This is a genomic window from Brevundimonas sp. LM2 (genome assembly GCF_002002865.1).
Taxonomy (GTDB): Bacteria; Pseudomonadota; Alphaproteobacteria; order Caulobacterales; family Caulobacteraceae; genus Brevundimonas.
Genome location: NZ_CP019508.1, coordinates 511,297 through 523,051, shown reverse-complemented (window position 1 = coordinate 523,051; position 11,755 = coordinate 511,297). Strand labels below are relative to the sequence as shown.

The following is an 11,755-nucleotide window of genomic DNA, read 5'->3' as shown; positions in this document are numbered from 1 at the left end:
AAAACCCGCGACATGCGTTAGGGTCGCCTTGCTGTCAGGGGAACCACACGCATGAGCCAATCGTCGTCGCGCGTCCGCAAGGCCGTGCTGCCTGTTGCTGGCCTGGGCACACGCATCCTGCCCGCCGCCAAGACCACGCCCAAGAACATGCTGAATGTGTTCGACCGGCCCATCCTGGCCCATATCGTCGACGAGGCGCGGGCCTCGGGCATCGAGCACATCATCTTCGTCGTCGGGCGCGGTCAGGGGTCGATCGAGGACTATTTCGACCATGCGGTCGAGATGGAGAGCATCCTGAAGGCCAAGGGCAAGGACGCGATCCTGGAACTGGTCACCGCCGACCTGCCGAATCCCGGCGAGATGAGCTTCGTTCGTCAGATGGCCCCCCTGGGTCTGGGCCATGCCGTCTTCTGCGCCCGCGACCTGATCGGCGACGAGCCTTTCGCCGTCATCCTGCCCGACATGCTGATGATGGCCGACACGCCCGCCCTGAAACAGGCCATCGCCGCCCATGAACAGACCGGCGGCAACGTCGTCGTGGTCGAGCAGGCCCCGGCCGGCGAGACGCACAAATACGGCATCGTCGCCCTCGACGGTCAGGACGGCCGGCTGAACCGCATGACCGGCATGGTCGAGAAGCCGCCGCTGGGCACCGAGCCGTCGAACCTGTTCATCTCCGGTCGGTACATCCTGACGCCCGACATCTTCCCCCTGCTGGCCGACCAGCAGACCGGCGCCGGTGGCGAGATCCAGCTGACCGACGCCATGGCCCGGCTGATGAAGGTCAAGGATTTTCACGCCCTGGAGTATGAGGGCGCGACCTACGACTGCGGCGACCCCGTCGGCCTGCTGCGCGCCAACGTGGCCTATGCCTTGAATCACGCCACTCTGGGGGAAGCCGCCCGCGCCGCCCTGTCGGACATGATCTGACCGCTTCGCCGGCCCCCTCGCGGGGTATGGGCGAAACTGCCACGCTTTGTCCTTCGGTCCGCATCGGCTAGGCCTGTGCGAAACACAGAGGAAGCGTCGGCATGAAGGTTCTGGTTCTGGGCGGGGATGGATTCTGCGGCTGGCCGACGGCGCTGCATCTGTCGGCGCGGGGCTGGGAGGTCGTGATCGTCGACAATCTGAGCCGCCGCGACATCGACGTGGAACTGGGCGTCCAGTCCCTGACCCCGATCGGTACGATCCAGGACCGGATCGCGGCCTGGAAAGAGGTCTCCGGGCGCGACATCGGCTTCGTCGACCTGACCGTCGGCAAGGATTTCGACGGCCTGGTCGCCCTGATCCGCGACGAGACGCCCGACAGCGTGGTCCATTTCGCCGAGCAGCGCGCCGCCCCCTATTCGATGAAGTCGGCGCGGCACAAGCTCTACACCGTCGACAACAACATCAACGCCACCAACCATCTGCTGGCCGCCATCGTCGAGAGCGGGCTGGACGTCCACCTGGCCCACCTGGGGACCATGGGGGTCTATGGCTACACCACCGCCGGTCTGCGCATTCCCGAGGGCTATCTGACCGTCACGGTCCAGACCGATTTCGGCCCGACCGAGCAGGAGATCCTGTTTCCGCCCAATCCGGGCTCAATCTATCATATGACCAAGACCCAGGACGCCCTGCTGTTTCAGTTCTACGCCAAGAACGACGGCGTCCGGATCACCGACCTGCACCAGGGGATCGTCTGGGGGGCTCAGACCGAGGAGACCCGGCTGGACGAGCGTCTGATCAACCGGTTCGACTATGACGGCGACTACGGCACGGTGCTGAACCGGTTCCTGATGCAGGGCGCGCTGGGCCATCCGCTGACGGTGCACGGCACGGGCGGCCAGACCCGGGCCTTCATCCACATCCAGGACACGGTGCGCTGCGTCGAGCTGGCGCTGAAGAACCCGCCGAAATCGGGCGAACGGGTCAAGATCCTCAACCAGATGACCGAAAGCCGCCGGGTCCGCGACCTGGCCGCCCTGGTCGCCGGCATGACCGGGGCCGAGATCCACAATGTCGCCAATCCGAGGCAGGAGGCCGACGAGAACGAGCTGGTCGTCGCCAACGACCAGTTCCGCGACCTGGGGCTGAAGCCCATCACCCTGGCCGAGGGTCTGATGGCCGACGTCACAGACATCGCCCGCCGCTATGCCGACCGCGCCGACTGCAGCAAGATCCCCTGCGTCTCCGCCTGGAACGGCACCCGGGCCGAAGCCCTCAAGGCCGCCCCGGCCTGTGCGACCCCGACGTCGCGCCCCGCCGAGCCGCGCCCGGCGCGCGTGAAGGTCGTCGGCTGACCGCCCCCATGACGTCCCCGTCGCTGCTGATCTTCGGGGCCGGCTATTTGGGACAGGGCGTCGCGCGTGAGGCGCTGTCCCGGGGCATGGGCGTGATCGCCACCTCGCGCGACGCCGCCCGGCGCGCCGCTCTGGCGGCCGACGGCATCGCTGCGGTCGATCCGGACGACGCCGCGAGCCTGCAGGCCGCCGTCGCCGGGGCCTCCGCCATCCTGATCACCGCCCCGCCCGATGCGCGCGGCTGCCCCGGCCTTCGGGGCCTTCTGCCGGCCCTCAGCGCCAGCGCCGCCTATCCCGACTGGATCGGCTATATCTCCTCCACCGCCGTCTATGGCGACCGGGCGGGCGGCTGGGTGTTCGAGGACGACGCCCTGAACGCCGCCAGTCTGGAGGGCGCGCGCCGGGTCCGGGCCGAGGCCGACTGGCTGGACGCCGGGCGCGGCATGGGGCTGACGGTGCAGATCTTCCGCCTGCCCGGCATCTACGGCCCCGGCCGGTCAGTGGTCGACCGGCTGCGCGACGGCTCGGCCCGGATCGTCAAGAAGCCTGGCCAGATCTTCAACCGGGTCCATGTCGAGGACGCGGTGTCCGGCATGTTCGCCTCGATGGCCCGGCCGCACCCGGGGGCCGCCTATAACCTGACCGACGACGCGCCATCGTCCGCCGACGTGGTCATGAGCTGGGCCGCCGCCCGCATGGGCCTGCCCAGCCCGCCCGAGGTCGACTGGACCGATCCCTCGGTGTCCGAGGGGATGCGGCGGTTCTACCTCGAATCCAAACGCATCTCGAACGCCCGCGCCAAGGCGGAGCTGGGCTGGCGACCGCTGTATCCGACGTGGCGGGAGGGGCTCGAAGCTACCCTCTCCCCAAGGGAGAGGGCTCCCTAGAACGGCAGCAGGTTCCGCTGGCGGCTGTAGGCCATGGTGCCGACGTTGGCCCCCAGGCGCAGGCCGACGCCGGTGCGGACCGGGGCCAGGACGATGCCGTCGGCGCGCTGGTAGTTCACCCCCACGCCCCCGACCAGATAGGCCGAACCCTCGACCCCCGGATAGCGGCGATAGATGGCGTCCGGCGCATACAGGCCGTAGCACAGGGTGAAGACCCGGCTGGCGTTGCCGCCGATGTCCCAGCCGATCGAGATGCCCTGCCAGAACACCTCCTGCGAGGCTGACAGGTCCTTCATGTGCAGGGCCCCGCGGCCGTAACGCAGGCCGATGCCGGCGGCGCCGGCCGCCTCCTCGCCCGCGATATAGGCGGTGGGGCGGTCGCCCTGGTCGGCGAAGATCCGCTCGATCGCCGCGCCCATGGCCTCGGCCGCGATGCCCAGTTCGCGCGAACCGGCGGCGACCAGTTCGTCGGCCGTATAGGCATTGGCCGTGGTGTCCGAGGCGATCGGATAGCGCGGATCGTTCGGCTGCTGCGCGGTCGAGGCGCAGGCCCCGAGCGCCGTCAGGGCCGTGGCGGCGAAACCGGTCTGGATCAGGTGGCGGCGGTGCATGGTGTGGTCCCCGGACGAGTCGGCCAATCAGGCGTGACCATACAGTCGTCGCCTTTTACGGCAGCCTTGCGGCTTCAGGGTTAACCAGACCTTACCCGGCGGGCTGGCTGGCGCGCGTGACACCTTCGCAGACGGCGGGAGCCCGGATTTCCTGTTGACCGTCGACGGCTCAGGACCTGAGGCGCGCACCCAGCTTTTCAGCGGCCGCCACGACGCGCGCCGACAGGGCCTCGATCTCGGCCTCGGTCAGGGTGGCCTCGCGCGGCTGGATCACGACCTCGAGGGCGACCGACTTGAAGCCCTCGTCCACGCCCGGTCCGCGATAGACGTCGAACACCCGGACCTCGGCGATCAGGGCCTTGTCCGCCCCCTGCACCGCCCGCACCAGATCGCCCGCCGCCCGATCGTCGGCGACGACGAAGGCGAAGTCGCGGGTCAGGGGCATCAGATTGGGCAGGTCGGCGTTGCCGCGCGCCTTGGTGCCCTTGGATTTCGGCTCCGGCACCGCGTCGAGGACGATCTCGAAGGCCAGCATCGGCCCGTCGGCGTCCAGCGCCTTGAGCACGCGCGGGTGCACCGCCCCGAACTCGGCGATGACGGTCTTGGGCCCCAGCTGCAGGCGCGCCGACCGGCCCGGATGCCACCAGTCGCGGTTCGACCCCTGGGCCAGCTGCAACGAGGCGACCGGGGCACCGATGGCCTCCAGCACGGCCATCAGGTCACCCTTCAGCCCGAACAGGGGATCCTCGCCCGCGCCGGTCCAGTGCCGCGCGGCCCGGGCCGAGACCAGGCCCGCGATGACGGTCCGCTGGTCGCCCGGCTGGTCACCCAGATAGATGGGCCCGATCTCGAACAGGGCGACGTCGGCATGGCCGCGCGCGGCGTTGCGCGCCGCCGCCTGGATCAGGTTGGGCAGGATCGACGGGCGCATGCAGTCCAGGTCCGAGGCGATCGGGTTGTCGACCACCAGCCGCGCGTCCCCGCCGCCGAACAGGCCGGCGATGTCGCGCCGGGTGAACGACCAGGTGACGGCCTCCGAATAGCCCAGGGCCGCCAGGGCCCGGCGGGCGATCCGCACCCGGGTCTGGCGCGGGTTCAGCACGCCCTTCGACGGCGAGCCCTGATCCGGCAGGGGGGTGGACGGCAGGTGCTGGAAGCCGTGGATGCGGGTGACCTCCTCGACCAGATCGGCCCGGCCCTCGACATCGCGCCGCCACGACGGCGGGGTCACGGTCCAGGGTTCGGCCTGGCCCGGCGCGGCGGCCGTGACCCGGAAGCCGAGCTGGCCCAGGATGGTACCGATGCGGTCGTCGTCCAGGGTCATGCCGGACAGGCGCTGCACATAGGCGGGGTCGAAGGCGAAGGGGGCGGGATCGGCCGGGGCCTGGCCGGCCACGACCACCTCGGAGGGCTCGCCGCCGCACAGGTCCAGGATCAGCCGCGTCGCCAGCTCCAGGCCGGGCACCACCGAGGCCGGATCGACGCCGCGCGCGAACCGGTACTGGGCGTCCGAGCTAATGGTCAGGCTGCGCCCCGTCTGGGCGGTGACGATCGGGTCGAACCAGGCGCTTTCCAGAAAGACGTCGGTCGTTTCGTCCGAACAACCGGTCGAGACGCCGCCCATGACCCCGCCCAGGCCGATCGGGCGCTCGCCCATGGCGTCGGCGACGACGCACTGGTCCGCGCCGATCTCATAGGTCTTGCCGTCGAGGGCGATCAGATGCTCGGGCGTACCGGCGGCGATATGGGCGCTGCCGGTCGAGACCTGGCCGGCGCGCACGACGATCTCGGTCCCGACCAGCTTGGCAAGGTCATAGACGTGCAGCGGTCGCGCCCGGTCATAGGCGATCAGATTGGTGACATCGACCAGCCGGTTGATCGAGCGCAGGCCGATGGCCTGGAGCCGGGTCTGCAGCCAGGCCGGCGACAGCCCGTTGGTCACGCCCCGGATCACGCGGCCGGCGAAGACCGGGCACATCTCGGGGGCCTCCAGCCGCACCGAGACCGGCGACGGAAAGGCCCCGCGCACCACGGCGATGTCGAAATGCTTCAGCGTGCCGACGCCCGCCGCCGCCAGGTCGCGCGCGATCCCGGCGACGCCCAGCCAGTCCGGCCGGTTGGGCGTGACCTCGAAATCGATCACCGGCTCGGCCCCGAACAGCCGGGCCACCGGCGTGCCGACCGGGATCTCCGGCGGCAGTTCCTGGATGCCGTCGCTCTCGTCGGCCAGCTGCAGCTCGGAGGCCGAGCACAGCATGCCGTTCGAGACCACGCCCCGAACCGGCTTCTCGACCAGGGTCACGCCCAGGCCGGGGACATAGGCCCCGATCGGGGCGTAGATGGTGGTCAGGCCCGCCCGCGCATTGGGCGCGCCGCAGACGATCTCCTTCATCCCGTCGACGGTCTCGACCTGGCAGACGCGCAGCCGGTCGGCATTGGGGTGCTGCACCGCCTCGACGATCCTGGCGACCGTGAACGGGGCCAGGGCCACGGTCGGGTCGACGACGTGCTCGACCTCCAGCCCGGCCATGGTCATGGCCTCGGCGATCCGTGCGGCGTCCGCGTCGGTCTCCAGATGGTCTTTCAGCCAGGAGAGGGTGAATTTCACGGCAGGTCAGGCTTTCGGGGTCAGGTTGGCGACAAAGGCTTCGACGAAGGCGTCGTCACCGGCGAAACCGACGCCGACGAACAGGCAGCCTTCGAACATGCACCCCGGCATGAACAGGCCGCCGACGATCAGGGGGCCGGCGGCGCGCAGAAACAGGTTTCGCGTGTCTCCGAACGTATCGCCCATGTTGCACCGATGGAACCGCGTGTCCGGTCCCGGCACCAGGATGGCCGGTCCATGGATGACGCAGTCGGTGAAGCGTCGGCCCGACAGGGGCGTCTGGGCGATTTCGGCCGCCTCCGCGAGCCGGCCGAGTGCCAGCCGGACGCCCGAAAACGCCTGTCGGGTCCCCAGATCCTCGGGCGGGTTCGCCGTTTTCGCGAGGTCATACATGGGTCATCTCCGGCTGCAGAAAACACGGCGCGCCACGCGAGCGCTGAACACGACCATCGTCAGCTCAGGCCAGAGGCGGGATTGGGGGCCGCAAAGGCCGAGAAACCGTAGTGGGCCAGCCAGCGCACGTCGGCCTCGAACATAGGGCGCAGGTCGGGCACGCCGTATTTCAGCATGGCCATCCGGTCGACGCCCATGCCGAAGGCGAATCCCTGCCACTGGTCCGGATCGATGCCGCAGCTCTGCAGCACCTTCGGGTGGACCATGCCGCAGCCCAGGATCTCCAGCCAGTCGGTGCCCTCGTTCAGCACCAGCTTGCCGCCCGAGCGGTCGCAGCGGATGTCCATCTCGGCCGAGGGCTCGGTGAAGGGGAAATGGTGCGGCCGGAACCGGGCATCGATCCCGTCCAGCTCGAAGAAGCGCGCCACGAAGGTCTCCAGCGTGGTCTTCAGATGGCCCATGTGGATGTCGCGGCCGATCACCAGACCCTCGATCTGATGGAACATCGGGGTGTGGGTGGCGTCGGAGTCCTTGCGGAAGGTGCGGCCGGGCGCGACGATCCGGATCGGCGGCTCCTGGCTCAGCATGGTACGCACCTGAACCGGGCTGGTGTGGGTGCGCAGCACCTTGCGCTCGCCCGTCTCGGGGTCCGGGCGCAGGAAGAAGGTGTCGTGGGTCTCGCGCGCGGGATGCTTGGGCGGGAAGTTCAGGGCGGTGAAATTGTGGAAATCGTCCTCGATGTCGGGCCCTTCCGCGACCGCGAACCCCATCTCGGCGAACAGGGCGATCATCTCGTCCATCACCTGCAGGGTCGGATGGACCCCGCCCTTGCGCCGCGGTCGCGGCGGCAGGCTCAGGTCGATGCGCTCGCTCAGCAGCCGCGCGTCCAATTCGGCGGCTTCCAGCTCCGCCTTCCTGGCCGCGATTCCCGCGTTGACCCGATCGCGCAGGCCGTTGATCACCGGCCCCTGCTCGCGCCGCGCGTCGGGACTCATGGCCCCCATGCCCTTGAGCAGCCCCGAGATCGTGCCGGTCTTGCCCAGGGCCGCGACCCGCACGGCCTCGACCTCCGCGACGGTCGTCGCGCTGCCGATGGCGTTGATCAGGTCGAGTTCGAGCGCGGCGAGGTCGGTCATGGGGGGTTCGTCTAGCGGCTACGGGCGGAGGGGGAAAGTTCTCTCGCCGGATCACCGGGCAAGAAAAAAGGGCCGACGCGATGCGCCGGCCCTTTCGAATCTGTCGCCAGATAATCCGTGAGGACTATTCAGCGGCCTTAAGTTGACCAGCCGATTCCTTGCCGGTGCGGCGGTCTTTCTCGACTTCGTACGAGACCTTCTGGCCTTCGTTGAGGCCGTTCATGCCAGCGCCTTCAACGGCGGAAACGTGAACGAACACGTCCTTGCCGCCGTCCGAGGGCTCGATGAAGCCGTAGCCTTTAGTGGAGTTGTACCATTTGACAGTGCCGGTAGCCATTTTAAGGACCTCCGTTAGCAGTTTGCATCAGGCAAGAGCGCCTGAAGCCTGTCGGGTCTGAATGGGATCGGCCAGAAACTCGGTGCGTTCGCAAAGAGAGAGGGGCGTTACGCAGAGAGATCGACAAGCCCCCTATGCACCGGAAAGGGCCTGGGGACAAGTCGAGTCTCGACTCATTTCCGACTCGCTCAATCCTCGTCGTCGTCGTCGGGCTTCTCGGGCGCGAGCACCTCGCCCTCGGGGGCGACGTAGTGGGCCACGCACAGCTTGCGCAGGGCCGAGGTCAGGGACCCGCCGTACAGCCGGTCCTGCACCCGCTCATGGCCTTCGGACTGCAGCCGCGCCTTGATGTCGCCCACGGTGCGGCACTCGCCGCTGCGCGCCAGTTCATACGCGCGTTCGAGGGTGGTCGGTCGGAAGTTGTTGCTCATGCCGTAGAGATAGGCACGCCCGTGGCCAGAAGCGAGACCGTTCAGGCCGACGGGACGTTTCGGCCGCGCCCGAGCATGCGGCCGATCATCGCCACCTGCCGGCGGGTGAAGGCCAGCACGGCGCGGCTGCCCTGGGTCGAGCCCACGGTATCGGCCATGACGGCGCCGCGCGTGCCGATCGGGGCGCCGCGCTTGATCGTGGTGTCGATCGCGGTCTGGTGCTCGATCTCGGCGTTCAGCTTGGCCCCCATCAGCACCACCTGGACCGACAGCCAGACCCACAGCAGGAAACCCATGGCGGTGGCCAGCGGCCCGTAGGAGTCCATCCGCACGAAGGTGGTCAGGTACCAGCTGAAGGCGAAGGAGATGAAGACGCTGACGCTGGCCGCGAACACCGCGCCCGGCACCAGCCACCGCAGCCTCGCCCCCGACCGGCTTGGGCCGAAGCGATAGATGGCCATCAGGGTCAGGATGTAGATGGCGAACAGGATGGGCCAGCGCAGGGGTGCCAGCCGCTCCCAGTCGTCCGCCAGGCCGAAAAGACCCAGGAAGATCGGCACCCCGACCACCAGGGCCGCGCTGAGCAGCACCGCCGTCAGGCCCGACAGGGTGAAGGCGAAGCACAGCAGGTTGTACCGGACGATGTCGCGCTTCTCGGTCTCGCGGTAGGCGACGTTGATGCCCAGGAACAGGGTCTTGATGCCGTTGTTGGCGGTCCACAGCGACAGGGCCAGGGTCCAGATCAGGGTGAAGGTCAGGGCCCCGGTCGACCCGGCCGCGAGCCGCGTCATCTCCTGGGCCAGGAATCCCGCCACGTTGGCCGGCAGGAAGGAATAGAGGAACTGGATGCGGCCCGAGGCATCGGCCGGGTCGGCGAACAGGCCATAGACGGTGACGAAGGCGGCCAGGGTCGGGAACAGCGACAGCAGCATCAGGAAGGTCACGCCGCCGGCGACGAAGCCCACCTGGTCGTTGAAATAGCCGTTGCCGACGCGCCAGACGATGTCGAGCCAGCCCTTGTGCGGAATATGCATCGGACGACCGGCCAGGCGGCCGCGTCCAGGGTGCAGGGCGTCCAGGGTCTCCGGCGTCGGGGCCTTCTCCGGGCTGGGTGACGGCCGCTGCGGGCGCAGCTCCAGGCCGTATTTGTAACCCTGGGTGTAGAGCAGATGCGCGGCCCCGGCTCCGGCGGCCAGACCGCCGGTCACGGCCCCGACGATTTTCCAGACGGGCGAGAGCGGGCGGCGGCGAGAGGAGGTCATCGGGGCGGTCAACGGCTCAAGTCCCGGGGGCGTTCCGGGCCGGGCCACCTTGCCTGAAATCCCGGCCTGGGGCACTCACCGCCGCGTGACCGCGCTCCTTCCCGCCACCGTCGCCGCCCTGTACCGCCACCCGGTCAAGGGCTTTACGCCCGAGACCGTGGCCGAGGCGGCGCTGGACGCCGGCCAGGCCTTTCCCGGCGACCGGCTGCGCGCCATCGAGATCGGCCCGTCCGGCTTCGATCCCGACGCTCCGGCGCACATCTCGAAGATGCGGTTCACCGTCCTGGCCCGCCTGCCCGAGCTGGCGCGCGTTCGCACGCAGTGGGACGCCGCGACCGACACCCTGGCCCTGTCCGCCCCCGGGGCACCGGACCTGAGCGTGCGCCTGTCCGACCCGGCCGACGCCCGCCGCCTCGAGGCCTGGCTGACCGACGTCCTGGGCGAGGCGGCAACGGCCCCTCTGCGGCTGCTGGACGGGGACGGCCACCGGTTCATGGACGATCCGGCGGGCGCGGTGTCGGTGCTGAACCTGGCCAGCGTGCGGGACCTGTCGCAGCGGCTGGGCGTCGCCGTCGATCCGCTGCGCTTCCGCGCCAATGTCTGGGTCGAGGGCTGGCCCGCCTGGGTCGAGAACGACTGGAGCGGCCGCGCGCTCGCCCTGGGCGAGGCCCGGTTGAGGGTGATCAAGCCGATCGTGCGCTGCGCCGCCACCCATGTCGACCCGACGACGGGAACCCGCGACATCGATGTGGTTTCCGCCCTGCACAATCTCTATGGCCACCGCTGGTGCGGCCTCTATCTCTCGGTCCAGACCGGGGGGCGTGTTCGCCCCGGCGACCGCGCGGAGCTGATCTGAATGACCGACACCCCCACCCTCGTCTCCGCCTGGAAGGCCGCCCAGGGCCAGCTGAAGGCCGCTCGCATCGACAGCCCGGCGATCGATGCCCGCCTGTTGCTGGAGGCGGCCACGGGCGCCTCGCGCCTGGAGATCCTGACCGACCCCCACCGGCTCCTGACTACCGATCAGCAGACGACCCTGGACGCCTATATCGAGCGCCGCCTGCGCCGCGAACCGGTGTCGCGCATCCTGGGCCGCAAGGGGTTCTGGAAGATCATGCTGAACGTGACCCCCGACGTGCTCAGCCCCCGCCCCGACACCGAGACCATCCTCGACGTCGCCATGCTGGCCTTCGAACCGGCCCAGGCCTTCAGCGTCATCGACCTCGGCACCGGGTCGGGCGCGATCCTGCTGGCGGTCCTGTCCGAACGGTCGGGGGCCCACGGCGTCGGCACCGATATCTCGTCCGAGGCCCTGGCCGTGGCGCGCGAGAATGCCGCCAACCTCGACCTCGACGGCCGGGCGACCTTCCTGCGCACCGAATGGGCCACCGGGTTCGGGGACGCCAGTTTCGACCTGGTCGTGTCCAACCCGCCCTATATTCCCTCGGACGACATCCCCGGGCTGGACCCCGAGGTCCGGGACCACGACCCGGTCCTGGCCCTGGACGGTGGCCCCGACGGGCTGCAGGCCTATCGCGATCTGGCCCCCGAGATCGCCCGCATCCTGAAACCCGGCGGCATCTTCGCGGTCGAGATCGGCTGGGACCAGGGCCCCGCGGTCAAGGCCCTGTTCGAGGCCGCGGGCCTGGCCGACGTCAAGATCGTCAAGGACCTCGGCGACCGCCACCGCGTCATCACCAACGGCCCGGACCCCCGGACCACGCCGATCCGGGCGTCATAAAGGCCGGCGAACAAAACCCCTTTCAAACCGTCCCGGCCCGCGCTAAGTCTTCGGTCGTCTCCCT

The 11,755-nt window shown here is 69.4% G+C and carries 12 protein-coding genes; 5 read left to right on the top strand and 7 right to left on the bottom strand.

The window, feature by feature from the left end:
* Positions 1-51 precede the first annotated feature (51 nt).
* The 3 genes from BZG35_RS02620 to BZG35_RS02610 all read left to right on the top strand — a co-directional run bounded on the left by BZG35_RS02620 (position 52) and on the right by BZG35_RS02610 (position 3,172).
* Positions 52-930 (top strand): UTP--glucose-1-phosphate uridylyltransferase, encoded by an 879-nt coding sequence (locus BZG35_RS02620; RefSeq protein WP_077354227.1) that lies wholly within the window; start codon positions 52-54, stop codon positions 928-930.
* Positions 931-1,031: 101 nt separating this feature from the next.
* Complete coding sequence (locus BZG35_RS02615; RefSeq protein WP_077354226.1) at positions 1,032-2,285, top strand: NAD-dependent epimerase/dehydratase family protein; 1,254 nt, start codon at positions 1,032-1,034, stop codon at positions 2,283-2,285.
* A gap of 8 nt (positions 2,286-2,293) precedes the next feature.
* Positions 2,294-3,172 carry an NAD(P)-dependent oxidoreductase gene (locus tag BZG35_RS02610; RefSeq protein ID WP_077354225.1) on the top strand — a complete coding sequence of 293 codons (879 nt, stop codon included), beginning with the start codon at positions 2,294-2,296 and terminating at the stop codon, positions 3,170-3,172.
* Here the strand turns inward: BZG35_RS02610 and BZG35_RS02605 are convergent.
* The 7 genes from BZG35_RS02605 to BZG35_RS02575 form a co-directional block, all read right to left on the bottom strand.
* On the bottom strand, positions 3,169-3,783 hold the full coding sequence (locus BZG35_RS02605) for an EipA family protein (protein ID WP_077354224.1): 615 nt from the start codon (positions 3,781-3,783) through the stop codon (positions 3,169-3,171). The genes BZG35_RS02610 and BZG35_RS02605 overlap by 4 nt on opposite strands.
* Before the next feature lie 169 nt (positions 3,784-3,952).
* Entirely contained in the window at positions 3,953-6,391 is a 2,439-nt protein-coding gene (gene pheT, locus BZG35_RS02600) for a phenylalanine--tRNA ligase subunit beta (protein ID WP_077354223.1), read from the bottom strand.
* 6 nt (positions 6,392-6,397) lie between these two features.
* Positions 6,398-6,784 carry a hypothetical protein gene (locus BZG35_RS02595; protein WP_077354222.1) on the bottom strand — a complete coding sequence of 129 codons (387 nt, stop codon included), beginning with the start codon at positions 6,782-6,784 and terminating at the stop codon, positions 6,398-6,400.
* 59 nt (positions 6,785-6,843) lie between these two features.
* On the bottom strand, positions 6,844-7,920 hold the full coding sequence (pheS, locus tag BZG35_RS02590; protein ID WP_077354221.1) for a phenylalanine--tRNA ligase subunit alpha: 1,077 nt from the start codon (positions 7,918-7,920) through the stop codon (positions 6,844-6,846).
* A 124-nt stretch (positions 7,921-8,044) separates the two neighbouring features.
* Positions 8,045-8,257 (bottom strand): cold-shock protein, encoded by a 213-nt coding sequence (locus tag BZG35_RS02585; RefSeq protein WP_013267912.1) that lies wholly within the window; start codon positions 8,255-8,257, stop codon positions 8,045-8,047.
* 188 nt (positions 8,258-8,445) lie between these two features.
* Positions 8,446-8,688, bottom strand: a complete 243-nt coding sequence (locus BZG35_RS02580; protein ID WP_077354220.1) for a hypothetical protein — start codon at positions 8,686-8,688, stop codon at positions 8,446-8,448.
* A gap of 41 nt (positions 8,689-8,729) precedes the next feature.
* Positions 8,730-9,950, bottom strand: coding sequence for a YihY/virulence factor BrkB family protein (locus tag BZG35_RS02575; protein WP_077354219.1), 1,221 nt, complete (start codon positions 9,948-9,950; stop codon positions 8,730-8,732).
* 85 nt (positions 9,951-10,035) lie between these two features.
* Here BZG35_RS02575 and BZG35_RS02570 point away from each other — a divergent pair, with 85 nt between their 5' ends.
* Positions 10,036-10,806, top strand: a complete 771-nt coding sequence (locus tag BZG35_RS02570) for an MOSC domain-containing protein (protein ID WP_150125905.1) — start codon at positions 10,036-10,038, stop codon at positions 10,804-10,806.
* Positions 10,807-11,691, top strand: coding sequence for a peptide chain release factor N(5)-glutamine methyltransferase (gene prmC / locus BZG35_RS02565; RefSeq protein ID WP_077354217.1), 885 nt, complete (start codon positions 10,807-10,809; stop codon positions 11,689-11,691).
* Positions 11,692-11,755: the final 64 nt, after the last annotated feature.